Below are 25,212 nucleotides of genomic sequence, written 5' to 3' on the forward strand. Positions count from 1 at the left end.
CTGTAGTATCCATTTTGAACAACCGTTAAACTTTCCTTAAATAGCGGTAATTTGTAATCTACTTGACATTTTGTCCCGTATATGTGGTGTAAATTTGTATCAGATTTAAAAACAAACACTATGCGAAAATCCATTGTAAACTATTTACTTTTGCTTCCGATGTTTATGTTAACAGCATGCGGACAAAACAATAAAACTCAAACTAAAACAACAAAAACCACTGCTATGGAAAATGTAATTTCTAAACCAAACAATCCTTATTATTCTAATACTGATACCAAAAAACTAAATGTATCTAATGCCGAATGGAAAAAAGTATTATCTCCTGATTTGTATGCTGTAGCTAGAGAAGCAGATACTGAAAGAGCTTTTACTGGAACCATGTGGAATTCAGAAACTAAAGGAACTTATTATTGTGCCGCTTGCGGATTGAGATTATTCAAATCGAACCAAAAATTTACTAGTAGTTGTGGATGGCCAAGTTTTTTTGAACAAGACAATAAAGAAAGTATTGTTTTTAAAAATGATAATTCTTTTGGGATGCAACGTACAGAAGCCCTTTGTGGAAGATGCAATAGTCATTTAGGCCATTTGTTTGATGATGGTCCTGAGCCTACAGGAAAACGCTATTGTATGAATGCCATTTCTTTAGATTTTGTTCCAGATGGAATTGTATCTATTGAAAGTAAAGGAAATACCGAAACCATAGTCCTTGGTGGGGGTTGCTACTGGTGTGTTGAAGCCGTATACGAACAATTAGATGGTGTTCAAAAAGTAGTTTCTGGATTTTCTGGCGGTACTGTCGAAAATCCGAGTTATGAAGAAGTTTGCACTGGAAGCACTGGCGCCGCTGAAGTAGTTCAAATTACTTATGATAAAACCAAAACGAATTTGGATGAAATCTTTCAAGTCTTTTTTACCGTTCATGATCCAACCACTTTGAATCGACAAGGTGCTGATGTGGGTACGCAATACCGTTCTGTGATTTTTTACAAAAACGAAGAACAAAAGAAAGCCGCTGAAAGTATCATCAACGAATTGAACTCAAAAAATGTTTATAGTAGCAAAATAGTTACTGTCGTTGAGCCGTTCAAAGCGTTTTATGCTGCAGCAGATTATCATCAAAACTATTATCAAAACAATAAAAATCAGCCGTATTGCCAAATGGTGATTCAGCCGAAGTTAGAGAAATTTGAGAAAGTCTTTAAAGAGAGATTGAAAAAGAAACACTAATAAAAAAGTCCCGATTGCTCGGGACTTTTTTTATAAAATATAATCGGTATTAATAAAGTTAGATTCTTTACTATTGAGTAGTTCTTGCAAAATGGAGTTGTTATACTCATTATCTTTAGAAGCGACAAAAGTTCTAATAGAAAACGAGCGTAAAGCATCATGAATACTTAAGGTTCCGACTGCTGAATCTTTTCTACCGGTAAACGGATAAACATCAGGACCGCGTTGACAAGAACTGTTTAAGTTTACTCGACAAACTAAATTGACCAAGGTATCAATCAGCGGAGCAATCGTTTTAATGTCTTTACCAAACAAACTCACTTGCTGACCATAATTCGATTCCGCCATATCATCTAGGGGTTCCTGAATATCTTTAAAGGTTAATATTGGAATTACTGGCCCGAATTGTTCTTCGTGGTACACCCGCATTTTTTTGTTTACAGGAAATAAAACAGCAGGAAAAATGTAATTCTCGGTTCGCTCCCCTCCTTTTGCATTTAAAATACTGGCACCATTAGCTTTGGCATCATCAATTAATTCCTGTAAGTAATTGGGTTTTTCTACCTCCGGTAACGGAGTTAAGGATACCCCTTTCTCCCATGGATTTCCAAAAGGTAAAGCATCTACTTTTTCAGCAAATCGTTTATTAAATTCTGCTGCAATAGATTCGTGTACATATAAAATTTTCAAAGCCGTACAACGCTGACCGTTAAAAGACAAGGTTCCCATAATGCATTCTTGAATCGCCAAATCTAAATCGGCATCCGGTAAAATAATCGCTGGGTTTTTGGCTTCTAATCCTAAGATTAAACGTAAACGGTTTTTATTGGGATGTTGGTCCTGCAAAGCGATGGCCGATTTACTATTGCCAATCAAAGCTAAAACATCCACTTTACCAGATTTCATTATGGGTGATGCTACATCTCTACCTCGCCCATAGACTATATTTACCACTCCTTTTGGGAAACTACTTCTAAAGGCTTCAAGCAAAGGAGTCATCAATAAAACACCATGTTTAGCGGGTTTAAAAATCACGGTATTTCCCATGATAATAGCTGGAATAAGCATGGCAAATGTTTCATTCAGCGGATAATTATAAGGTCCAAGACACAACACAACCCCTAAAGGGCCACGACGTACCATAGCATTTACCTCTTGACTTTTGGTAAAGCGAGCATTGTTGCGGTCAAGTTGTTTGTAATCTTCAATCGTATCGTAAATATATTCTACCGTTCTGTCAAATTCTTTTTCTGAATCGCCCAATGATTTTCCAATCTCCCACATTAAATACTTCACTACTTCGTTTCTAGTGGCTTTCATTTGGGTGACAAAATTTTGCATGCATTTAATACGATCTATGACTTTCATGGTAGGCCAAATTCCTTGCCCTTTATCATAAGCTGCCACAGCTGATTTCACAACCTCATCGGCCGCCTCTTCTCCCATAGTAGGAATAGAACCTAAAAGTGTAGGAGCATAATTTTGGGTAGAGGAAATGGTAGAATAAACTTCTGAGGTTTCCCCTGTCCATTTTTTTAATTCTCCATTTACTAAATAAGTATCTTGATGTAATAAAGTTGTAATTTGAAATTCAGCTGGAATTGTAGTCATAAAAAAGTGATTTTTTATAAAATTACAGTTTCTATGAAAACCATTTACATCCCTTTAGAAAAAGTAATTAACTAAAACGTTGTAATTGAATTTAGTAGATTCCGTTGGATTCAATTTCTTTTATTTCAAACACATAGTAACATAGTTTTTAAAAAAATATCAAGGCATTTTACTTTTCATAGTAAGATATAGCTCTGTGCTACCAAGAATTGGTCTAGGTCAATCTTTTTTCTATGTATCTATGTGTTTAATTTTTTGAACTGTTGAATTTATAATAATTACATCCAAAGAGTTTATTAAATTATTGCAAAGCCTCTGCAATCTTTAAAGCACATTTCTCACCATCAATAGCCGCTGAAATGATACCGCCAGCAAATCCAGCGCCTTCTCCACAAGGATAGAGTCCTTTTATTTGGAGATGTTCTAATGTTTCATTGTCACGTGGAATTCTTACTGGTGATGAAGTTCTACTTTCTGGAGCATGGAGTATGGCATCATTCGTCATGTAGCCTCGCATTGCTTTTCCGAATTCTACAAATCCTTCTCTCAATATTTGAGCTAAAAATCCAGGGAATACTTGTCCCATTTCTACAGAGGTTGTTCCTGGAACATAAGAGGTTTTTGGGATAGAGGTTGAAACTTTATTTTGAGTAAAATCGACCATTCGTTGTGCTGGCACTTTTTGAGTTTCTCCAGCTAGATGCCATGCTTTTTGTTCGATGCTTTTTTGGAATTCCATTCCGGCAAGTGCTCCAAATTTGGCAAAGGGTTTAAAATCTTCTAGTTTCAATTCAATCACAATTCCCGAATTGGCAGTAGCTTGATCACGTTTGGATGGCGACCAACCATTAGTAACCACTTCTCCTGGGCTAGTGGCACAAGGAGCAATTACACCTCCTGGACACATACAAAAAGAATACATCCCGCGACCATTAACTTGCTTCACTATCGAATAAGGTGCTGGAGGTAAATATTCGCCTCGAAAATCGCAACTGTACTGAATTCTATCAATCAATTCCTGAGGATGTTCAGCACGAACGCCTAGGGCAAAAGGTTTAGCTTCGATTAAGATTTTTTTTCTATCTAACAATTCAAAAATATCTCGAGCCGAATGTCCGGTTGCCAAAATCAATTTATTGGCTGCAATAGTATCGCCGTTTTGAGTAACGACACCCTGCATTTCGTTGTTTTTTATAATGAAATCTACAACGCGGGTTTCGAACAACACTTTGCCTCCACATTCTATAATTTTCTCCCGAATATCTTGAATAATTTGGGGTAATTTATTGGTTCCAATATGAGGATGCGCTTCAACCAAAATATCTGGTGTGGCACCAAAACCAACTAATAGCCGTAAAATTCTATCAACATCGCCTCGTTTTTTGGAACGAGTATATAGCTTTCCATCAGAATAAGTTCCAGCGCCTCCTTCTCCAAAACAATAATTGGAATCTTCGTTTACAATATGATCTACATTGATAGCTTTCAAATCACGACGGCGACCACGAACATCTTTTCCGCGTTCAATAACAATTGGTTTTAAACCTAATTCTATTAATTGCAAAGCAGCGAATAATCCGGCCGGACCTGCACCAACAATGATAACTTCTTGTTTGTTAGCAACATTTTGATAATCTGGAAGTTCGATTGGCTGTTCCTTATATTTTTCATCTATGAGATAGACCGAAACTTTAAGATTGACCTTAATTGCTTTTTGACGGGCATCAATGGAACGTTTGAGAATTACAACTTTATGCACCAATTTAGGAGAAACCCGAACTAATTGAGCCACCTGTTCGTATAATAACTGCTCATTAGCAGCTATTACGGGAGAAACCTGAAGTTGTAGTTCTTGTGGCATAGATTAGAATTTTGACAAAAGTAGCAATTTGAAAATTGTTATTGTAATTTTGCTTCAGAACAACCTATAAAAGTAATGTCAAGACAGATAAAATTAATTTGGGATTTTCGTGGAGAAGCATCAGCAAAAACGGCTGAGCATCATGAAATTCATTTGAAAGAATATATTACTATCGAAAAATTACCACTAAACATAACGGGGTTTGAGATAAAAAACGAAATGCACGCTATCGCCTTCATGGTGGTAACCGATGAGTATATGATTGCTGTTCGAGATGCCTTGAAGCCACATCGTGGAGAGTTATATCTATAGGATAAAAAAAAGAGAAGCATAAACTTCTCTAATCAATTAATTCGCTACATCACTTATAAATTTTATCCGCATTAATCGTAGTTCTTCGATATCGTAATCACCTTCAAATTCTTTTAAAGCGTCTTCTATTTTATCAGTTTCAGAATCCATAAAATACTCATGGATTTCTTCTTGTTGTTCTTCATCTAAAATCTCATTTACCCAGTAATTGATATTTAGTTTGGTTCCTGAATAAACGATTTGCTCCATTTCTTTGAGCAAAGCATCCATATTCATTCCTTTGGCTTTGGCTATATCATCAAGCGATAACTTTCGGTCAATGTTTTGAATAATATAGAGTTTGTTAGCTGAATTGGCACCTGTTGATTTAACCACCAAATCGTCTGGGCGAATGATGTCATTATCTTCAACATATCTTGCAATAAGAGCTATAAAATCATTTCCGTATTTTTTAGCTTTCCCTTCCCCAACACCATGAGTATTGGTTAATTCTTCCATGGTAATTGGATATTTCAAAGCCATATCCTCAAGCGATGGATCTTGAAAAACTACAAATGGTGGTACTCCCAATTTCTTGGCCACCTTTTTACGTAAATCTTTTAACATGGCCATCAATGCTTCATCTGCAGTTCCGCTAGCTTTTGCTGCTGTTACAATAGCATCATCTTCGGCTTCATTGTATTCATGGTCTTCCGACATCATAAAGGATGTTGGATTTTTAATAAAGTCATGACCCTTGTCAGATACTTTTAAAATACCATAGGTTTCAATATCTTTATTCAGAAGCCCATCTACTAATACTTGACGTATTAAAGCCATCCAATAACGTTCTTCAAACGCAGCACCTACTCCAAAGAAGTTTTGAGTATCTGTTCTATAGGCTTTTATAGTGGCGTTTACTCTTCCTATTAAAGTAAACACTATTTCTTTTGATTTGTATAAATGCTTGGTATCGCGAACGACTTCCAACAACATTTTTACTTGGTCTTTGGCTTCGACTTTGGTTTTTGGATTTCTAACATTATCATCCATATCGCCGCCTTCTCCTGTTTCATTATCAAATTCTTCACCAAAATAGTGTAATAAAAATTTACGTCTAGACATTGACGTTTCTGCGTAAGCTACCACTTCTTGCAACAAAGCAAATCCAATTTCTTGTTCAGCAACAGGCTTTCCAGACATGAATTTTTCTAACTTTTCTACATCCTTATAAGAGTAGTAAGCTAAACAATGTCCTTCGCCACCATCACGACCAGCACGACCTGTTTCTTGATAATAACTTTCTAATGATTTTGGAATATCATGATGAATTACAAAACGAACATCGGGTTTATCGATTCCCATCCCAAAAGCTATCGTAGCTACTACCACATCTACATCTTCCATCAAAAACATATCCTGATGTTTAGCTCTAGTTTTAGCATCTAACCCTGCGTGATACGGAACTGCTGAAATACCGTTAACTTGAAGTACCGTTGCAATTTCTTCCACCTTTTTACGGCTCAAGCAATAGATGATTCCCGATTTGCCTTTATGCTGTTTGATAAAACGAATAATATCCGCTTCGATATTTTTAGTCTTGGTACGTACTTCGTAAAATAAATTGGGACGATTAAAGGAAGCTTTAAAAGTAGTCGCATCAGACATATCCAAGTTCTTCAAAATATCTTCCTGAACTTTTGGTGTTGCGGTTGCTGTTAAACCTATAACAGGTACATCACCAATTAATTTTATGATGGCTTTTAAATTTCTATATTCCGGTCTGAAATCGTGTCCCCATTCTGAGATACAATGTGCTTCATCAATAGCCACAAAAGAAATGGGCACACTCTGTAAAAACTCAACGTATTCTTCCTTTGTTAATGATTCAGGGGCTACATATAGCAGTTTGGTTATACCACTGGTAATATCTTTTTTAACTTGATTTATTTCAGTTTTGGTAAGGGATGAATTCAATACATGTGCAATGCCATTTTCAGAAGACAAACTTCGTATAGCATCCACTTGATTTTTCATTAAGGCAATTAAGGGAGAAACCACAATAGCGGTTCCGTTTTGAATTAGGGCTGGCAACTGGTAACACAATGATTTTCCGCCACCAGTAGGCATTATAACAAATGTATTATTTTGAGTAATAATACTTTTTATGACATGTTCTTGTAATCCTTTAAATTGGTTGAAACCAAAATACTTTTTTAATTCTTTATGAATGTCAATTTCGTTTAAATTCATTCTTGGTTAATGGTATTTTTACATAAATTTGCAAACATAAAGATACTATTTTCTTTTACACATACAAATTTTATATTTTTCAATTTTGATAAATAAAGATACCCTTTTAGCTTCTGCCAAAAAGACAATTTTGTCTGAAAGTGAATCTATTGCAAACCTAGTGACGCTTTTAGACGACAACTTTATAAAAACGGTAGAAATCATCCATAATTCAAAAGGACGTTTAGTGGTTACGGGAATTGGTAAAAGTGCTATCATCGCCCAAAAAATTGTAGCTACTTTAAACTCTACTGGAACCCCTTCCCTATTTCTGCATGCTTCTGAAGCGATACATGGTGATTTAGGCATGGTGCAACCCGGAGATGTCGTGATTTGCATTTCAAAAAGCGGAAACAGCCCAGAGATTAAAGTGTTAGTCCCTTTATTAAAACGATTTGGAAATAAACTAATCGCTATTACCGGAAACACCACTTCATTCCTTGGAAAAGAAGCGGATTATGTTTTGAATACTTATGTGGAGAAAGAAGCTTGTCCAATCAATTTAGCTCCAACCAATAGCACCACTGCACAGTTAGTCATGGGAGATGCCATTGCAGTTTGTTTGATGGAAATGAAAAATTTCACTGCAGAAGATTTTGCCAAATACCATCCTGGTGGTGCCTTAGGTAAAAAATTATTACTTCGTGTAAGCGAAATGCTTGATGCTACTCACAAACCAACAGTAGCTCCAGACTCAACGATTAAAAACGTGATTCATGAAATCTCTGAAAAACGTTTAGGAGTTACGGCTGTTATAGAAAATGATAAAGTAATCGGAATAATAACTGATGGTGATATCCGAAGAATGTTGAATAAAACAGAAAACATTTCCGGTTTAACGGCCAAAGACATAATGACGATAAATCCAAAGACCATAAAATCAACGGAGCTCGTAAGTGATGCTTTAAATATCCTTGAAGACTTTTCAATTACACAATTGATGGTTGTTGATAGTGGCGAGTACAAAGGTGTACTTCATTTACATGACATTTTAAAAGAAGGGATTCTATAATGGCAAAAAAGGAATTTAAAGAAATGTCATTTCTGGGGCATCTTGAAGAATTGAGATGGGTATTGGTAAGATGTTCGGCTGCAGTAGTACTCATGGCCGTTATATCTTATTTCTTTGCCGATTATATTTTTACTGATTTAATATTTGGACCAACTGATCCCAGTTTTATAACCTACCGTTTTTTTTGTGAAGCCTCTCATTACTTAGGCTTTGCTGATAGTATTTGTATAACCGAACTCAACTTCATTATCCAAAATACAGAAATGGAAGGCCAAGTCAATATATTTGTCTGGGTTTGTATTACGGCTGGATTTATTCTGGCTTTCCCATACATATTGTGGCAATTTTGGAAATTCATTAGCCCTGCACTATATGAGAAAGAAAGAAAAGGAGCGAAACTTTTTATTTTTGTAGCTTCTATTTTATTCTTTCTTGGAGTCCTTTTTGGCTATTATGTTATTGTACCAATGTCAGTTAATTTCTTGGCTACTTTTAGTATTAGTAGCGTAGTCAAAAATCAATTTAGTGTTGACTCTTATGTGAGTATGGTCAAAACAGCAGTTATTGCCAGTGGTTTGTATTTCGAATTGCCTATTATCATTTATTTCTTAACCAAATTAGGATTAGTAGGTCCTAGTTTCTTGAGAAAATATAGAAAATATGCCATCGTAATCATATTAATTATCGCAGCCATTGTTACACCTCCAGATGTGGTGAGTCAGATTACCGTAGCTGTGCCTATGTTGATTATTTATGAGGGATGTATTTGGATTTCAGCTGTTGTAGTAAAAAATAAAAAACGAGATGAGCAAATTAGTTGAAGAATTTAATGAGTATCGTTCTAAAATGAACGAGAAATTATTGGCCGACAATAATAAAATTGTAAAAAGAATTTTCAATCTAGATACCAATGCATATGCTGAAGGAGCGCTAGATGTTAAAACGAAAGAGCTTCTAGGATTAGTAGCATCAACCGTTTTGCGTTGTGATGATTGCATCAAATACCATTTAGAAACCAGCTACAAAGAAGGAATCACTAAAGAAGAAATGATGGAAGCCATGGGAATTGCCACATTAGTAGGCGGAACCATTGTAATTCCACATTTAAGAAGAGCTTACGAATTTTGGGAAGCACTAGAAGAAGACAAATAATTGTTAAAGAGTTAATTTGGTCGTTGGGTTATTCGTTTATTTGTCTAACAATCTAAGAATCTAAGAAGTCTATTATGAAGTTAAGAGCCGAAAATTTAGTCAAAACTTACAAAGGAAGAAGTGTCGTTAAAGGCATTTCAGTAGAAGTGAATCAAGGAGAAATCGTGGGCCTTTTAGGTCCAAATGGTGCCGGAAAAACAACTTCCTTTTATATGATTGTTGGATTAGTTAAACCTAATTCGGGAAAGATATTTTTGGATGATTTAGATATTACTGAATATCCTATGTACAAACGTGCTCAAAACGGCATCGGGTATTTGGCACAAGAAGCCTCAGTATTCAGAAAATTAAGCATCGAAGACAATATTCTTAGTGTTTTACAACTAACTAAGTTGAGCAAAGAAGAACAAGTGGCTAAAATGGAAAGTTTAATAGCCGAATTTAGTTTGGAACACATTCGAACTAATCGTGGTGATTTACTTTCGGGTGGTGAAAGAAGGAGAACAGAAATTGCTAGAGCATTGGCCACCGACCCAAAATTCATCTTACTTGACGAACCTTTTGCAGGCGTTGACCCAGTAGCCGTAGAAGATATCCAAAGAATTGTAGCCCAATTGAAAAATAAGAATATCGGAATCCTAATTACTGATCATAACGTTCAGGAAACATTGGCCATTACAGATAAAACTTATTTGATGTTTGAAGGAGGAATTCTAAAAGCTGGAATTCCAGAAGAACTAGCAGAAGACGAAATGGTTCGAAAAGTATATCTCGGTCAAAACTTTGAGCTTCGTAAAAAGAAACTACACTTTTAAGCCGTAGACTGCACTAAATTTTTGAAACATAGCATACTGCTACCGCCTTGTGCTCATAATTCTTAAAAACACAGCACACTACTGCCGCCTGGTGCCCTTAATTCTTAAAAACATAGCATACTGCTGCCGCCTTGTGCCCTTAATTCTTGAAAACAGAGCATACTACTGCTATTGTTTCTTAGTAATATGGAAATAATTATCGGCTACCGAAAGCAAAACATAAAGAATAATAATCAACGGAATCGCCAATATCTGAAGGAAGATGAGCACCAAAATAGATACTGCTAAAAAGGAAATCTGCAATTTATATTTGGCAAAACTAAAATTCTTGATCTTCAAAGAAAACAAAGGAATTTCGGCATTCATTACATAAGCACTTATTAATGTCAAAATAACCAAGAACCATTTATTATAAATTACTCCCGAGAAATTATCATCATAGAAAGCTATGTTAATCAAAGGCAAACTTGAGAAAAACAAAGCATTAGCAGGTGTTGGTAAACCAATAAAAGAATCGGATTGTCTTTCATCAATGTTAAATTTAGCCAAGCGATAACATGCCCCAAGAGTTATGATAAAACCTAAATAAGGTAAATAACTTTGTGTCCCAAAAGCATCATTATTACTCAATAATTTAAACATCACATAACCAGGAACCACTCCACTAGTAACCATATCTGCCAAGGAATCCAATTGAACACCTAATGGTCCGGCAACATTAAATTTACGTGCAAAAAAACCATCAAAGAAATCAAAGAAAATCCCAAGACAAACAAAGTAAAATGCTAAATCAAATCGCAAATCAGTTATCATTACCAAAGCTACACAACCACTAAATAAATTTAACATCGTAAATAAATTGGGAATCTGCGCTTTAATATTCATCTGTAATTGTTTAGTATTTTTAAAGAAATACAAATTTAATACAATAAGTTAAAGCTTTCTACGTTTTATTATAGAGATTTTTATTTGATATTTGTAAAAAGAAAAATTGCCTTGAAAAAAACAATTGCTATTCTATTCCTTTTTATTAGCACAATTACTCACGCTCAGTCGGTTAGAAAGTACTCCAATGAATTTATGAATATTGGAGTGGATGCTGCCGCATTAGGGATGTCTAATGCAGTAACGGCTTCTTCTGGAGATGTGAATTCGGGCTATTGGAACCCAGCAGGATTATTAAAAATTGAAGATAGCGAAGTTTCCCTGATGCATGCTAGTTATTTTGCCAATATTGCGGCTTATGATTACGCTGCTTATGCTAAAAAGATTGACGACCAAAGTGCTTGGGGGATTTCCTTAATTCGTTTTGGAGTGGATGATATCATGAACACTACCCAACTTATAGATGCTCAAGGAAATATTGATTACAATAGAATCAGCCTCTTTTCAACTGCCGATTATGGATTGACTTTTTCCTATGCTAGAAAGATGAAGTTTGACGGGTTACACTATGGTGTGAATGCCAAAGTAATTCGTAGAATCATTGGAGATTTTGCAAGTTCATGGGGATTTGGTTTTGATGCTGGAATTCAATATGACAAGGACGATTGGCATTATGGTTTGATGCTTCGAGACATTACTACTACATACAATGTTTGGGCTATTAATGAAGAAAAATACAATCAAATTAAAGATGCAGTAGCCGGACAAAACCAAGCATTACCAGAAAGTGTTGAAATTACCTTGCCAAAAGCCCAATTAGGTATCGCAAGAAAAATTGACTTCCATTATGATTATACCTTATTAGCCGCGCTCAATTTAAATATGCAATTTAACAGAACCAATGATGTCATTTCATCTGATGCCGTGAGTATAGATCCAGCATTAGGACTTGAATTTGGTTATACCGAATTGGTTTTTCTTAGAGCGGGTGTAGGTAACTTTCAAAATGTAGAACAAATTGACGGCAGTAAAAAAGTTAATTTCCAACCCAATATCGGTTTAGGTTTTAAATACAAAGGCATCCAAATAGACTATGCACTAACCGATTTAGGGGATCAAAGTGCAGCCTTATATTCTAATATTTTTTCAGTAAAAGTTGATCTCAGTATTTTTAGATAAAAAGTTATGCTCAAAAAAACAGTACTCCTATTACTTCTTTTAGTTAGTCTTACTGGATTCTCACAAGTTCCGAAGTTATCACCCAATACCGAAGTTAGTATTTTTACCTGTGGCAGAGGTCAAGAATTATATTCAACATTTGGACACACAGCACTCCGAATAAAAGACCCAGTAAACGAACTCGATGTAGTGTATAATTATGGCTACTTTGACTTTAGGACTGACAATTTCTATTTTAAATTTGTAAAAGGGGATTTACAATACTTTATGAATGTCACTTCCTACGAAGATTTTATTGTTGAATACCAAACAGATGAAAGAGAAGTAGTGGAGCAAACTTTAAATTTGTCTTTAGAAAAGAAACAGCAACTTTTTGATACTTTAAATTCGGCCTTACTTTCTAGTGAGAAGTTCTACACTTATAAATTTATTGATAGAAATTGTACCTCAATGATTGTCGATAAAATCAATGGTGTTTTAGGCAAAAAAGAAATTGAAAAAGTAGATGATAAATCGATAAGCTATAGAACACTTTTGTATCCTTATTTTGAGGATTTCTTTTGGTACAAATTGGGAATTAATATCATTTTTGGAGCGAAAACAGATGCCAAAGCTGAGAAATTATTTCTTCCTATAGAATTAGAAAACAGTTTAGATAAAGCTACCATTGATGGAAAACCATTAGTATCAAAAAAACAAACTGTTGTAGATGGTGACAAAACAGAACATGCTTTTTCTTTTTTAAACAGTATTTATTTCATTTGTGCATTACTACTAATCTTGCTAGTAATCAATAAAAGATTTTTGTTTGTTAGTTATCTTTTTGCAGCAGGGATTCTAGGAGCTTTTCTTTGCTTGGTTGGATTTTATTCAGAACATCAAGAATTACTTTGGAATTATAATGCTTTGTTATTCAACCCACTTTTTCTATTAATTCCTTTTGTTAAAAGTAATTTCCTGAAAAAATTGAATATAACATTATTGATAATGCTATTACTATATTGTATCATAATGGTAACAAAACCGCACTTGGTTATCCTGTTACCATTCATCATTACAAACCTGTATATCCTATTGAAATTAAATGGTAGTAATCCATTTAAACTATTGACCTCTGTAAAGTAAAACAGTACTTAGTGTTTTAAATATAATATTTACATCTAGAAAAAGGCTTCTGTGTTTGATGTAATACAAATCATATTGCAACTTAATTAAGCTATCGTCAATAGTTTCTCCGTAAGAGTAATTAACTTGAGCCCAGCCTGTTAATCCAGGTTTTATAACGTGACGTGTTTCATAAAAAGGCATTACTTCAGCAATTTCATCTACAAAAACTGGTCGTTCTGGTCTAGGTCCAATAACAGCCATATCTCCTTTCAAAATGTTGATGAATTGAGGAAATTCATCTATCCTAGATTTTCTCAAAATTTTACCAAATGGTGTAACTCTACTGTCATTCATAGTGGCAAAAACTGCGCCTCCTTTTTCGGCATTTTTAACCATAGTTCTAAATTTAACTATATTAAAAACCATTCCGTTCTTACCTACTCTTTCCTGAGTATAAAGCAGTTTCCCTCGGTTCCCAACTAGATTTCCAATTAGGATTAACGGGAGTATCATAACACCAATTAGCAAACCAATTAATGATATTACGATTTCAAAAAAACGAACCATAATTAAATAAAAGTGATTCTGATTGCTTCGGCTAAAAGGAAAATAACGATAAAAATCTCGAGACACGTATTGCACAGGAATTCTTTGGGTAAGATTTTCATAAACCTGAGTATATTCCCTGATGATGTAACCGTTTTCTAATAAATGTATTAATTGATTGTAAAGGTTGACTGTAATTCCGTCTGTTTTTTGAGAGGCAATCACAATTTCGGAAACGGCATTTTTATTGACAAAATCTTTGAGGTTGTTAATGTCAATATTCTTAATCTTTAAGTTATTACTCGTTTTGGTATTAGCACTATCCGAATTAACAAAACCTAAAACTCTATAATGTGGATCAGCACTTTCAAGTCCTTGAACTAGTTCTATCAGCTGTTCTTTATCACAAATTAGTATTACTTTTTTGGAAAATCTATTGGATGCAAAAAATCGGAGATAAGTCATTCTCCAAGTAAACAATGCTAAAAAAATAGCGATGAAAAAAATAAAGATTTGAATACGATTTGAAGGAAGTACTGGTGTATATAATGGAGTTAATAAATACACCAAAACCGTAATTGAGGTAGTTAGAATAATACTTTTTATAATTTGAAACTGATTACTAGCCACTTGCAAATTATACATTTCAAAAACAGAACCTATAAAATTTAAATAAATTCCTAAAACGATGGTCCAATAAAAATTGGTTTCAGAGATATTAAAATAATTAAATCTAAAAATAACACCAACCAAATACAATGAAAGTAATACAGAAACGACATCAAAAATCCTTAAAAGAATCTTTCTTTCTGAAACTTCAAAATGTATTCCTTTATGCTTATTCATGCTCTGATTGAAAACGTTTTTGAGGACGCAAGTTAATAAATATTAGTTATTAAATAGGTAATTGTATACATTGCTTTTTTTCTATCATCAATTCAAAACTCTTCAAAGATTCTTTTCTTTTGGAGAATAAATCAACTATCAAATCAAGTTTTGGAAAAGTCTGACACTTTGAATAGTAGCATGCAAATAACACTCTAAAGAAATTCATTAAAGTTATTATTCTAGTTTGGGAGCTTGTTTCATAGGCAATATAGCCCCATCATTTATATAAACTTTCAATAAAGAAAGAGAATATACAAAAGCTGGTGCTGCTATTCGCATTGCAGCGTGATTAATGGTCAATATCCAAAATAACAAAAAGCTAAACGTATAAATATTTTGTTTATTATCGAGGAATAAAAAAATTGGAGTGAAAAACACTATTAAAAGAGCAACTATTCCAACAGCTCCATGTTCCGCTAATGTTCTGGAGATTTCACTATGAGAAGCTATAATAGCTCCACCCGTTTTTACCTCCCTAACCTCTAGAGCTTTGGCAACACCTATACCAAATACTGGACTATCCAAAAAATCTTCAATTTCACTATCCCATATCTCTTCTCTACCGGTTAACTGACTTTCTTTTACTCTTCCTGCAGCATCTTTGTTCGCGTATCTTTTGTCAATTAATCCTCCTGTTTGATTAGAAGTATATAGCCATGTCACTAAAAAAGCGACCGACATAAAGGCTATTATTCGATACAAATTATATTTCCCTTGGCTTTTAGTTTTTATAAGTAAATAAAATAAAAATATAATTATCATTACAAATCCTGTAACCATCCCACCTCTTGAAAAGGTAACTAAACCTCTGTAGGTAATATTAAATAATATAATTAGATTGATGACAAACTGTACCTTTGATTTTGATTCAAGAATTAATCTAGAAAAGAAAACAAACATTCCAACTCCTAATAAAGTAGCTACCTGATTAGGCCCAAATCCACCGGAAGTCTCATTATTTGAGCCTGTCCCTACTAGGATTTCTTTTAAATCTGGAGTATATAAAATCAGATATATAGTAGTAGCAAAGACAGGCAAAGCCAAGGCTAACAAAATATCATTGACTTGTGAAAGTAAAATTTTCCGATTGTAACAATATATAGCCGAAACACCAAGACAAACTGGCCCCGAGATATTAAAAGCAATAGCTTTCCTAATTTCTGTGCTAAGATTTAAAGCATCTGTAGCCACTATTACACCTGGCAATAATAACAATAAATAAATCCAAAATGGAATCGTGTTTTTTGATAGTCCGCTGTAGTACATTCCGAGACCTAAAAAGATCATTACTCCATATTTTGAGGTTTCATATAACAAGTTCCCCCCTGTCATCCTCAAAAAAACCTCACTACCAACAATATAAGCAGAGATATACAAAACTTCATTATTTCTATTTCTACTTTTCATCACAAAATATACTCCATATGCCAGCATGGCAACACAGTATGCTTTTGACAATGGTCGAAATAAGTATATCAAAATTCCTATCAATATATGAAGAGAAACCAGTATAATATATTTTTTATCTTTCATATTTTATAAACTTAAAACCCAATTTAAATATTGAGTGATAACTCCTTTTTCTGTATGATTTTTGCTAATAGTCTCATAAAACGAATTCCCAAGTTTAGACCTTAATTCTTCATCTAATACAAGCTTGGATAACTTTTGACAAAACAAGTCTAAGTCATTTACATCAACCATAAAACCATCAATCCCATCTTTAATAATTAAAGGGATTTCACCAACTTTTGTAGTTAAAACTGGTTTTTTTGAAAGCCCATATTCAATAAAAGCAACAGGTAAGCCTTCCGATTTTGAGGTCAAAATGGCTATATCTATTTGATTTAAAATGTTTTTTATGTCTTTTTTTGAACCATAAACGAAAACATGATTCTCTAAATCTCCTTGCTTAATTAGATTTCTAATTTTTCTAGAATAGTCATCTCCAAAATCTTTTCCTACCAAATGGAATGACCAATCAGGAGCTGATACCATAAGCTTTTTAGCCACTTCTAATAAAAAAAAATGGTTTTTTTGTTCTCTCAAATTGGCCAAACACAAAATGCGTTTTCCTGAAGCTCCTTTTAAAACGGTTTCTTCATATGTTGAATCTTCAATGCTTGTAAAATTAGGCAAGTAAATTACATTTTTGCAGTTCAATTCCTTTTCTGCCCAAGCTTTAAGTTGATAATTTACAACTATAATTCCTTTGAAAAAAAATGAAGCTATTTTCAATGCAAAAGATTCCTTAGTACTTATACTTTCAATTAAACCATTGTGGTCATGCCAAATAATTTTTATTCTTGGATAAACCAATTTCACCAATAATGCGGTAAAATAAGAACTACTATGCGCTTGTAAATAATCAACTTTATTTTTTTTACAATAGTTGCTCAATCTAAAAACAGCTGGAATGTCAATCGTTCGTTTTCTTTTCAAAAAAATATAGGAGACATTATCAATCACCTCTGATTTTAAATTCCCTTCCTCTCTTGTCGCAACCAATCCAGAAAATTCAATTCTCTTAGAAAGACCATTAGCAAAATTAACAGCCATTTTTTCGGCTCCGCCAATTTCTAATGAATCAATGATTTGAACTATTCTCATGACTGTAAAAGCAGTTTAATTTCATTTTCAAATACATCCAAAGTATATTGTCTTGACCAATTGATTGCTTGACTAACTTTTTCTTGATATAAATTATTATCTATTAAAATAGATTCGATGTGATCAATATCTTGGTTTAATTTAAAGTCTAAAAGCAAACCTCTATTTCCATTTTGAAGCATATTGGGAACACATGAAACTCTTGATGCAATAGGCAAACAGCCCCAAAACATTCCTTCTGCAACCACTTTTGGCCAGCCTTCACTCAATGATGGTAAAACTACAAAATGATTTTCTAAATAGGCTTTTTTAATCGTTTCTTGGTTTTGATTTCCCATTAACTTTACGATATTTTCCAAATGATTATCTGAAATATATTTTTCTAAACTGGCTCTTTCACTTCCTTCACCATAAAGTAGTAACTGAACATCATTCCCTTTTTTATGAAGTAATTCTATGATTTGAATAGCATACAATGGTTGTTTACCATTGGATAATGTCCCAACAAAAACAAACGAAATTTTTCCAGATAGAGTTCTAGGTTTAACCTCTATTTTATCTTTTTCAAAATAACTAGCAGTAAAGAATGGTTTGATGTTACTTGAGCTATTTTCCCATTCCCCATAAACCAAAACTTTCATGTTTTTGGTCAAGAAGGTGTTGCTCAAAATCCATTTTTGCAAACGATAAGTAATGGGTTGTTTTGCATTTAAATCCCAATTACCTGCATACTTAGCGGTTTTAGGTTTTGAAGGGAAGAAAATTTGAACTAAACAACCTAACAAACCAATGTTTCCGGGACAGCGCAAATGAATATGGTCAGCTCTTTTCATAGTTTGATATATTTTCAAAACTATGGAAGGCATGACCATTAAGGAGTATAAAGTATTTTTTATATTGGAAATATCGAAGCTTTTAACTGGAGTAAATGCTATGCTATCATGAACATAAAACTCTTGAATAGGACTTTTGGGAATAGATTCAAGAGGCGCAACGATTAAAACTTCGGAGGCATTTTTTATCCATAAGTTCATTTCACGAACATAAGGTTCATAGCCAAAATACTTGTCTGAAATTTTACCATGAATAACATGAGTAATTATGGCAAATTTCATCTTACTTTATTTTTTTTGCATTAACATGGTCAAATGCATACATTTAAACAAATGACTATCTGATTTTGCAGATAAATCCCAATCTTTCTTATGCCATTTTTTTCCAATACTTTGCTTTTTCTCTTCTGAAAGGAAAGGCATAAAATTCATCACGAAATACCATTTGGCTTGACCTAAAAGACCATGGCGTTCAACAACTTTAAAGGTTTTAGCAAACTTAAAATAAGTCTTTTTAGTAAATGGCCATTCCCAATCTTTATCCGATTGAAAAGGACGATACATGACTCTCATTATTTTTATGGGTAAACTAGTTTCTAATGGATCATAGCTAATAATAACTCCGTTAGGTGCTAATTTCTCATCCAGTTTGGCAATTAAAACATCTGGATTTTGAAAATGATGTAAAACACCATAAGCATAAATAATATCAAAATCTTTTTCAGCAAATTGTTCCGAAAGAAAATCAGCTGCTAAAGCCTCTGCATTTGGAAAAGGTTTTAATCTTTCCGCTAATTGCTTAATGGCAACATCACTTAAATCTAATGCTATAAACTTTTTACTATGTTCTGCCAAATATAAACTCCAGTGATTTCCGGCAAAGCACCCTAAATCCAACACTTTTTTATTAGATAAATCGCCAAACCATGTTTTGTGTATTTCATAAGATTCGTTAAGAATACCAATATCTTTTCGGATTTTTTTTAACGTTTTTTCTCTGAAATAATACCAAATTTTGGTAGGCAAGTTTTTCTTATCACTTTTCAGATTATAAAAATCTTTTTGCTTCTTATTGATTTCAATAATTTCTTCTTGTGTTTTCATAGTTTTTTATAAAGTATTGTTTAAAGAATACAGAGAATAAACGCAATTCTTCTGGAGATTTCTTTTTTCTTTAACGGTCGTAAATATATTGCTAAATCTTATAAATGCCAACTATATTCATTTTTATAAAATGGCTTTGCTAAAATCTTCGCAATAGGTTTTGACACTAAATTTATCCATAAATGTTTTTCGGGCTTCAATACTCATTTGTTCATGGCAATCCTCAAATTTGGCTTCCACTTTCTCCAATAAAGAAATCATTGCATCAACATTGGCATCAAATTTAAAACAGTCCTTTCCGTCAACTAAATACTGTGTCAAACCTGTATTATTTGATATCAATATAGGAGTTTGATTCATTAAAGATTCTAGACCCACTGTTGGTAAATTATCAATCTTAGAAGGAATGATGCTAAAATGACTTTGATTAAAATAATCATCAACCTTATCGTAAGTCAGAGGTCCCACAAAGTTTATGGAGTCATTATCCTTGATTAATTCTTTTATTTCCGCCTCTAGTCGCCCAGAGCCTCCAATGTTTATGCTAATTTTTGAGCTAGGATTCTTTTGCTTGTACTTAAAGAAAGCCTCTATCAAATCAATAACACCTTTTGATGGATCTAATCTGCCTAAAAATGAAATGATTATCGAATCTTTAGAAATGGGTTTCTTGCTTTCAAATCTATCCACCATTGGACCTAATAAAACAAAACTGTTTTTTGCACCAAAAAAAGATTCTAAATCCTCTTTTCCTAATTGGGAAGTACAGATGATTTGGTCACAAAAAATGGGATAAAATAGTTTCCTTCTGAAAAATAAAAGCCTTTGTTTTAAAGACATTTTTTTTAAATCCGTCAAAATCTGATCCGATAGGGTATGATAATGTTCGTAGGTTTTTACTTTCCAAAAAGAAAGCAATTTTGAAACGATGAAACTGATATTCGTCCCTACGAAATGCCCGATTACTATATCTGGTTTATGCTCCCGATAAATTTTGGAAAACCAAATAAAATCAGCAATAGAAGTAGGTCTTTTTTCGGATGACCATGAATACAGATGGATTTCTCCTTTTTCTGTTTTTACCATCTGTTTCTCAGAAAAAAAAGGTTTATGCGATATAAAGATAACTTTATGTCCTGTGTCGGCCAAATGATGCGCAAAATAATAACTCATTGCTGAGAATGTGGTTACGCTATAATTATGGGCAATAAGTACTGTTTTCATAACTATCTATTGCTTTAATTATTAGATTTGGAACCAACAAAATGTATGGTTGAACCATTATATTTATTGAGCAACGCTTTGATAAATTCGATATAAAAATTTGTTTTCTTTAAACTGATATAGGGGAACTTTTTTACGCTTGCTTTACAATCTTTAAAATGATTTAGTTCGAAAACATTGATGATACTTTCCTTGGTAAAGAAATTTAAATGGATTGGCGGTAAATCCTGAAAAATAGCGTCTTTTTCTCTATTCGGAGTATTATAAATTTTATTATAGTTTGGTACAGAAAGAATTATTTTGCCTCCTTTATTTAACTTTTTATGCGCTAAGTCAAGAAATGATTTTAAATCCTGAAGATGTTCCAAAACTTCCCAAAGCATAATTACATCAAAGGTTTCTTCAATAGTATCCATAGCTTTGAAATCATTGTTTATAGTATTTAGACCTAATGTCTGCGATTTCTCAAATGCTTCTTTGTCAATTTCGATTCCTGTATAATTTACACTAGCATCATGTTGCCGAATATAAGAACCTATTAACCCTACTCCACTACCTATTTCGAGAACAGATTGACATTTTTTATTTAAAACATATTTTTTTAAAAGTTTTGCTCTGTGAAAACCAACTTTGATTGTTTTATTCTCAAGCAACATGTTATATTCAACAATAGAATGATACTTGTAATTTGCGTTTACCTTATTATACAACTCATCATAAACTTTGACAAATTCATCTTGAGAAAAAATAGTTAAACAAAAAATTAATTTACAAGAATCACATTGCCCTAAATTATATTTTTCGTTTACTACTTTGATGTTGCTTTCACAAACTTTGCAATTCTCGTATTGCGTCATATTAAATTATAGTTTTACTATTGCTGTTATTTTGGTTTATTAAACCACAAACTAAACCAACCCATTGTTCTGCCTAATGCTTCTGTAAATGCTTCTTTTCTTTTATGGGTTGCAAAGGTATTGCTAAATCTAATGATTGTCAAAAGTAGCGTAATCGAATGCCATTTAATGGTTGCATCCAAAAGTGGTTTCGGGTTTTTAGTTCTCCAAACATACCAACCATTTCGAACCACCATTTTACCATATTGATATTGATTAGGCCTTCCAGAAGCATCATGATAATGGTATAATTTTGCCGTAGTATTCAAATACAATTTTCCTGTTTTTGCCACTCTAATGGAAAAATCAGCATCTTCATAGAGCCCATACCCTTCGAAATAAGTCGAAAACTGCAAGCTCTCAAAAACCGATTTTTTAAATGAGGAAACTCCTCCCATTAGCAGTTCTACTTCATATACTTTGTCACTTGGAGGTAAAAAACCGACACTTCTTCCGTGTGAATATAAACTTGAAAATCCAGGTGGACAATCACTATCTAAACCAAATCTTTTTCGCATAATGAAACGACTTGCTTCTTTGCGTTTCCAACCATCAAAATAATATTCCTTGATAGTTGGTTTATAATTATCACCTACATATTCACAAGAAATATCATCCTCAACAATAAATCCTCCTACTCCTAAAGCATCCGGATAAGAGGTATAGGTATTTAGTAGATTTTCAAAATAAGTTGGAGTCAAAACTATATCATCATCTAGAAAACAAATGACTTCTGAAGTTTTTTCAACTCTAGCAATACCATAATTTCTTTGTTTGGTTAAACCACGATGTTCAGGTGGAACTGTAAAATACTTTAGGTTTTGAAATCTATTATTCTCTAAGACTATTTCCGTTTCATTGTTAGTTGACCCATCAATTATTAAAATTTCATTGGGATAAAGTGTTTGCTCCTTTACTGATTCTAATAAACTCAGTAAGGCAGTTGGACGCATGTAAGTACAAACAATTAACGTGAAATTCATGATTTTTGATTCTTTAAAACATTAGCCCAATAGACACTTCTACTCCATTTTTGCTTGAATGTTTTAGTATACTTGAAAGGGTTTAGGAGAACACTTTTATTCATATTTTTAAGAAAAATCATCGACTTATAATTAAAAATTTGCTCTTGGGTATCATGCGTTAATCTATATAACATTACTGTTGGTGAAGGTTTAGGCTGAATCTCATCGCTATGCCATCTTAAAACAGGCTTAGTTCTAAAACCACCCATTGGCGCTTTCAAGTGCAAAATCGTCGAGGTTGAAATATACAGAACATCAAAACCACTATTTCGTAATTGCATTCCAAAATCAGCATCTTCACCAAAACCAAATTCAAATCCCATATTAAATTTCAAATTCTTAATACATGAGGATTTAACAAAAGCATGTCCAGCTCCAAAAACAGGAAATTGAATTGGCAGTTGAGGAACAACCGTTTGTGATTTCGAATGACAGGCTATCAAAAAAACCTCATTCCCAGTGATTTGAACATTTCGAATCGCTTTTTCTAATAAATCATTTTGAAAAACGACATCATCGTCAGCCATAAAACAAAATTCACTTTCAATCAATGCTAAACCAATATTTCTTGCATTGCAGGCACCTGCTTGATGGGTAAAATGATGTTTGATAACAAAAGGCCATTTTTGATTCTGAATATAATCTAAATCTGATTGGCTATTGTCATCCGGATTCTGTTCAATTATGATGACATTTTTTGGCAAATAAGTTTGAGAAGCTAAATTATTTAGAACATTAAGCAAATAGTCTTTCCTCCCAATTGTTGGAATTAAAACATCAATGGTTTCTTTTTCCATTAATTTTTTAGAAGACTTTAAAGGAATTTTATTCAGTAAGGTTGGATTGAACTTGCGTTTGCTATAAAAAAAGGAAGCTAAAAACGGTAGCATTGGAAACTTCTTTTCAAAAAGTATCAGATTAAAAAACAAAAGAAACACCCAACGCATTCTATAATGCTGTTTTGTGAATTTAAAAAGTTGATAAATATTGGCTTTGTTGGCTTCTATGGGCAAACTTCTCTTTTGCAATAATTGAGGATTAGAATAGCATAACAATCCATGAGCCATAGCTCTTTTGGCAAAGGAATTTAGAAAATAATCAAAGTTAGACTCCACTTTCAAATCGTCTTTACATGCATTTAAAGCCGTTGCGTGAATGGCTCCCACATGACTACTCATTTGCCAAGTTCCATAGGTTACATCCTTGTTAACCTTGACATAAGGAGAATCTTCGAAGTATCCCAATCGTCTGTCAAAATAATTAGAAGCGTTATAAGAAAAAAGGAATTTATCGTGGTGAAATAAATCTGTTATAGCATCAATATTCAAGTTTTGCTTTTCACTATCATGACACCAAACCAAAATTTGATCTTTAAACTTATTGGCAAAATCAAACAAAACAGCCGTAATATTTCTATTGATGAAATTCGAAAAATGATCCGCTTCTGTTGAAACTATTTCGGTAATTTTATAGTTATTGTGGTAAAAAATAATCATTGATTTTTTTCTTTACTTATTTTTTGATAAAACTCGGCACTTTGCTTGGCTACCACTTCAATACTGAATTTTTGCTCCACCGTTTTTCGGGCTTCTACACCAAACTGATTTCTTAAGTTTTGATTATCTAGTAGTTCTAAAATTCTATCTGCAAACAAATTATGGTTTTTTGGATGCACTAAAAATCCGTTAACATTATCTTCAATAACTTCGGTGGCCCAACCAATATTGGATGCTACAATTGCTTTTTTCATTGCCATAGCTTCTATCCAAGAAACGGGTAAAGCCTCAGCAAATGTTGGAAAAATACAAACCGTTGCGGAACTAATATATTCTTTGATTTTATCATAAGGAACGCTTCCCAAATAATTCACATTTTGAAGAGCTTCTTTATCAAATAAAGATTGCATCATATCCCAAGTGGAGGCATTTCCTGAAATAATATCGGCTGAATCCCTACCAATTAAAATCAATTTTGCTTTACTATTTTTCTTGTAAATCTCATTAAAAATCAACGGTAATTCTAAAAGCCCTTTTTTTCTAATTAGGGTTCCAAAATAAAGAATGGTGTTTTCTTGAATCTCGATGGTATCCTCCAAAGAAAATTTTTCGATATCAATACTATTTGGAATAACCGTGAAATTACGATATAAAGAAAATAATTCTTTAGTTACATCAGCAGTGTATTGGCTAACTGAAAGTAGTGCATCAGCATTAAGCAACCCTTTTTTTTCGTGATGTTTATTTAAAAACTTTACTGGACGATTATCTAAGTGACAAAAATAAGTATCTGAGCCATTCAAACGAATCACTACGGGACATTTTGGATGCATATTAGACATGATTCCTGTCCAATCTGGAGCTTCTAAGATTTCTATTTTATTTTCTTTGACTAATCTATTGAGTAGTTTTTGTATTTTTTTTTGTGTCAAAAATCTTGAAAAGCCTTTTAGTTTTTTGTTCTTAATTCTATAAAAGGAGATATTGTTTTCTATGAAAAATTCATCTTCCTTTTGTCCATAAATTAGAATAGAAACTTCGTGTCCCGCTTCCGACAATCCTTTAGATAAATTTAGAATACTAGTGCCAATTCCGCCAGAAGAACCTGTTTTTGGATGCGGAAATTCAGAAGTTAGAAAAGCAATTTTCATA

General features: G+C 33.2%; 22 protein-coding genes. 8 read left to right on the forward strand and 14 right to left on the reverse strand.

Going from position 1 to position 25,212, the window contains the following annotated elements; translation table 11 throughout:
• The first annotated feature begins 120 nt into the window (after positions 1–120).
• Complete coding sequence (locus OLM53_RS05195; protein WP_264521985.1) at positions 121–1,233, forward strand: bifunctional methionine sulfoxide reductase B/A protein; 1,113 nt, start codon at positions 121–123, stop codon at positions 1,231–1,233.
• 30 nt (positions 1,234–1,263) lie between these two features.
• Here the strand turns inward: OLM53_RS05195 and OLM53_RS05200 are convergent, their stop codons facing one another.
• Both OLM53_RS05200 and OLM53_RS05205 read right to left on the reverse strand, forming a co-directional pair.
• The gene (locus tag OLM53_RS05200) at positions 1,264–2,844 is read right to left on the reverse strand and encodes an NADP-dependent glyceraldehyde-3-phosphate dehydrogenase (RefSeq protein ID WP_264521986.1); all 1,581 of its coding nucleotides are present in this window, start codon (positions 2,842–2,844) and stop codon (positions 1,264–1,266) included.
• A 301-nt stretch (positions 2,845–3,145) separates the two neighbouring features.
• Positions 3,146–4,705: an NAD(P)/FAD-dependent oxidoreductase gene (locus OLM53_RS05205; protein WP_264521987.1), complete on the reverse strand. Its 1,560-nt coding sequence runs from the start codon at positions 4,703–4,705 to the stop codon at positions 3,146–3,148.
• Between the two features lie 75 nt (positions 4,706–4,780).
• Between OLM53_RS05205 and OLM53_RS05210 the strand changes: the two genes are divergently transcribed.
• Entirely contained in the window at positions 4,781–5,017 is a 237-nt protein-coding gene (locus OLM53_RS05210) for a hypothetical protein (protein WP_264521988.1), read from the forward strand.
• A 36-nt stretch (positions 5,018–5,053) separates the two neighbouring features.
• Here the strand turns inward: OLM53_RS05210 and recQ are convergent, their stop codons facing one another.
• The gene (gene recQ / locus OLM53_RS05215; protein WP_264521989.1) at positions 5,054–7,249 is read right to left on the reverse strand and encodes a DNA helicase RecQ; all 2,196 of its coding nucleotides are present in this window, start codon (positions 7,247–7,249) and stop codon (positions 5,054–5,056) included.
• A gap of 85 nt (positions 7,250–7,334) precedes the next feature.
• Between recQ and OLM53_RS05220 the strand changes: the two genes are divergently transcribed.
• The 4 genes from OLM53_RS05220 (at position 7,335) to lptB (ending at position 10,267) form a co-directional block, all read left to right on the forward strand.
• A complete protein-coding gene (locus OLM53_RS05220; RefSeq protein WP_264521990.1) occupies positions 7,335–8,300 on the forward strand; it encodes a KpsF/GutQ family sugar-phosphate isomerase in 966 nt (321 codons plus the stop codon).
• Positions 8,300–9,121: a twin-arginine translocase subunit TatC gene (gene tatC, locus OLM53_RS05225; RefSeq protein WP_264521991.1), complete on the forward strand. Its 822-nt coding sequence runs from the start codon at positions 8,300–8,302 to the stop codon at positions 9,119–9,121. Before OLM53_RS05220 ends, tatC begins: the two co-directional genes overlap by 1 nt.
• Entirely contained in the window at positions 9,105–9,452 is a 348-nt protein-coding gene (locus OLM53_RS05230; protein ID WP_264521992.1) for a carboxymuconolactone decarboxylase family protein, read from the forward strand. Before tatC ends, OLM53_RS05230 begins: the two co-directional genes overlap by 17 nt.
• Positions 9,453–9,526: 74 nt before the next feature.
• Positions 9,527–10,267, forward strand: coding sequence for an LPS export ABC transporter ATP-binding protein (gene lptB, locus OLM53_RS05235; protein WP_264521993.1), 741 nt, complete (start codon positions 9,527–9,529; stop codon positions 10,265–10,267).
• A gap of 168 nt (positions 10,268–10,435) precedes the next feature.
• On the opposite strand, the gene OLM53_RS05240 is transcribed toward lptB, so the two are convergent.
• The gene (locus tag OLM53_RS05240) at positions 10,436–11,152 is read right to left on the reverse strand and encodes a CDP-alcohol phosphatidyltransferase family protein (RefSeq protein WP_264521994.1); all 717 of its coding nucleotides are present in this window, start codon (positions 11,150–11,152) and stop codon (positions 10,436–10,438) included.
• Positions 11,153–11,347: 195 nt separating this feature from the next.
• On the opposite strand from OLM53_RS05240, the gene OLM53_RS05245 reads away from it, so the two are divergent.
• Positions 11,348–12,331, forward strand: coding sequence for a PorV/PorQ family protein (locus OLM53_RS05245; protein WP_264522421.1), 984 nt, complete (start codon positions 11,348–11,350; stop codon positions 12,329–12,331).
• A 6-nt stretch (positions 12,332–12,337) separates the two neighbouring features.
• Positions 12,338–13,456, forward strand: coding sequence for a DUF4105 domain-containing protein (locus tag OLM53_RS05250; protein ID WP_264521995.1), 1,119 nt, complete (start codon positions 12,338–12,340; stop codon positions 13,454–13,456).
• Here OLM53_RS05250 and OLM53_RS05255 read toward each other — a convergent pair.
• The 10 genes from OLM53_RS05255 to OLM53_RS05300 form a co-directional block, all read right to left on the reverse strand.
• The gene (locus tag OLM53_RS05255) at positions 13,436–14,830 is read right to left on the reverse strand and encodes an exopolysaccharide biosynthesis polyprenyl glycosylphosphotransferase (RefSeq protein WP_264521996.1); all 1,395 of its coding nucleotides are present in this window, start codon (positions 14,828–14,830) and stop codon (positions 13,436–13,438) included. The two genes, OLM53_RS05250 and OLM53_RS05255, sit on opposite strands and share 21 nt — an antisense overlap.
• 216 nt (positions 14,831–15,046) lie before the next feature.
• On the reverse strand, positions 15,047–16,330 hold the full coding sequence (locus OLM53_RS05260) for an O-antigen ligase family protein (RefSeq protein WP_264521997.1): 1,284 nt from the start codon (positions 16,328–16,330) through the stop codon (positions 15,047–15,049).
• Between the two features lie 78 nt (positions 16,331–16,408).
• A complete protein-coding gene (locus OLM53_RS05265) occupies positions 16,409–17,482 on the reverse strand; it encodes a glycosyltransferase (protein ID WP_264521998.1) in 1,074 nt (357 codons plus the stop codon).
• The gene (locus OLM53_RS05270) at positions 17,479–18,597 is read right to left on the reverse strand and encodes a glycosyltransferase family 4 protein (RefSeq protein WP_264521999.1); all 1,119 of its coding nucleotides are present in this window, start codon (positions 18,595–18,597) and stop codon (positions 17,479–17,481) included. The genes OLM53_RS05265 and OLM53_RS05270 overlap by 4 nt, the downstream gene beginning before the upstream one ends.
• Before the next feature lie 6 nt (positions 18,598–18,603).
• The gene (locus tag OLM53_RS05275) at positions 18,604–19,419 is read right to left on the reverse strand and encodes a class I SAM-dependent methyltransferase (RefSeq protein WP_264522000.1); all 816 of its coding nucleotides are present in this window, start codon (positions 19,417–19,419) and stop codon (positions 18,604–18,606) included.
• 123 nt (positions 19,420–19,542) lie between these two features.
• Complete coding sequence (locus OLM53_RS05280; RefSeq protein ID WP_264522001.1) at positions 19,543–20,643, reverse strand: glycosyltransferase family 4 protein; 1,101 nt, start codon at positions 20,641–20,643, stop codon at positions 19,543–19,545.
• 14 nt (positions 20,644–20,657) lie between these two features.
• Positions 20,658–21,500 carry a class I SAM-dependent methyltransferase gene (locus OLM53_RS05285; RefSeq protein WP_264522002.1) on the reverse strand — a complete coding sequence of 281 codons (843 nt, stop codon included), beginning with the start codon at positions 21,498–21,500 and terminating at the stop codon, positions 20,658–20,660.
• A gap of 26 nt (positions 21,501–21,526) precedes the next feature.
• Complete coding sequence (locus OLM53_RS05290; RefSeq protein WP_264522003.1) at positions 21,527–22,522, reverse strand: glycosyltransferase family 2 protein; 996 nt, start codon at positions 22,520–22,522, stop codon at positions 21,527–21,529.
• Positions 22,519–24,060: a glycosyltransferase family 2 protein gene (locus OLM53_RS05295; protein ID WP_264522004.1), complete on the reverse strand. Its 1,542-nt coding sequence runs from the start codon at positions 24,058–24,060 to the stop codon at positions 22,519–22,521. Before OLM53_RS05295 ends, OLM53_RS05290 begins: the two co-directional genes overlap by 4 nt.
• Positions 24,057–25,211 (reverse strand): glycosyltransferase family 4 protein, encoded by a 1,155-nt coding sequence (locus OLM53_RS05300; protein ID WP_264522005.1) that lies wholly within the window; start codon positions 25,209–25,211, stop codon positions 24,057–24,059. Before OLM53_RS05300 ends, OLM53_RS05295 begins: the two co-directional genes overlap by 4 nt.
• Position 25,212 lies beyond the last annotated feature (1 nt).

The organism is Flavobacterium sp. N1994 (genome assembly GCF_025947145.1).
GTDB lineage: Bacteria > Bacteroidota > Bacteroidia > Flavobacteriales > Flavobacteriaceae > Flavobacterium.

Excerpts from the sequence above, each read along its gene's own strand:
- OLM53_RS05275 (WP_264522000.1), bottom strand. The coding sequence starts at position 19,419 with ATGAAAACACAAGAAGAAATTATTGAAATCAATAAGAAGCAAAAAGAT.
- recQ (WP_264521989.1), bottom strand. The coding sequence starts at position 7,249 with ATGAATTTAAACGAAATTGACATTCATAAAGAATTAAAAAAGTATTTT.
- OLM53_RS05265 (WP_264521998.1), bottom strand. The coding sequence starts at position 17,482 with ATGAGAATAGTTCAAATCATTGATTCATTAGAAATTGGCGGAGCCGAA.
- OLM53_RS05195 (WP_264521985.1), top strand. The coding sequence starts at position 121 with ATGCGAAAATCCATTGTAAACTATTTACTTTTGCTTCCGATGTTTATG.
- OLM53_RS05230 (WP_264521992.1), top strand. The coding sequence starts at position 9,105 with ATGAGCAAATTAGTTGAAGAATTTAATGAGTATCGTTCTAAAATGAAC.
- OLM53_RS05270 (WP_264521999.1), bottom strand. The coding sequence starts at position 18,597 with ATGAAATTTGCCATAATTACTCATGTTATTCATGGTAAAATTTCAGAC.
- OLM53_RS05280 (WP_264522001.1), bottom strand. The coding sequence starts at position 20,643 with ATGAAAACAGTACTTATTGCCCATAATTATAGCGTAACCACATTCTCA.
- OLM53_RS05300 (WP_264522005.1), bottom strand. The coding sequence starts at position 25,211 with ATGAAAATTGCTTTTCTAACTTCTGAATTTCCGCATCCAAAAACAGGT.
- OLM53_RS05200 (WP_264521986.1), bottom strand. The coding sequence starts at position 2,844 with ATGACTACAATTCCAGCTGAATTTCAAATTACAACTTTATTACATCAA.
- OLM53_RS05245 (WP_264522421.1), top strand. The coding sequence starts at position 11,348 with ATGAATATTGGAGTGGATGCTGCCGCATTAGGGATGTCTAATGCAGTA.
- lptB (WP_264521993.1), top strand. The coding sequence starts at position 9,527 with ATGAAGTTAAGAGCCGAAAATTTAGTCAAAACTTACAAAGGAAGAAGT.
- OLM53_RS05255 (WP_264521996.1), bottom strand. The coding sequence starts at position 14,830 with ATGAATAAGCATAAAGGAATACATTTTGAAGTTTCAGAAAGAAAGATT.
- OLM53_RS05295 (WP_264522004.1), bottom strand. The coding sequence starts at position 24,060 with ATGATTATTTTTTACCACAATAACTATAAAATTACCGAAATAGTTTCA.
- OLM53_RS05205 (WP_264521987.1), bottom strand. The coding sequence starts at position 4,705 with ATGCCACAAGAACTACAACTTCAGGTTTCTCCCGTAATAGCTGCTAAT.
- OLM53_RS05250 (WP_264521995.1), top strand. The coding sequence starts at position 12,338 with ATGCTCAAAAAAACAGTACTCCTATTACTTCTTTTAGTTAGTCTTACT.
- tatC (WP_264521991.1), top strand. The coding sequence starts at position 8,300 with ATGGCAAAAAAGGAATTTAAAGAAATGTCATTTCTGGGGCATCTTGAA.
- OLM53_RS05290 (WP_264522003.1), bottom strand. The coding sequence starts at position 22,522 with ATGAATTTCACGTTAATTGTTTGTACTTACATGCGTCCAACTGCCTTA.
- OLM53_RS05210 (WP_264521988.1), top strand. The coding sequence starts at position 4,781 with ATGTCAAGACAGATAAAATTAATTTGGGATTTTCGTGGAGAAGCATCA.
- OLM53_RS05285 (WP_264522002.1), bottom strand. The coding sequence starts at position 21,500 with ATGACGCAATACGAGAATTGCAAAGTTTGTGAAAGCAACATCAAAGTA.
- OLM53_RS05240 (WP_264521994.1), bottom strand. The coding sequence starts at position 11,152 with ATGAATATTAAAGCGCAGATTCCCAATTTATTTACGATGTTAAATTTA.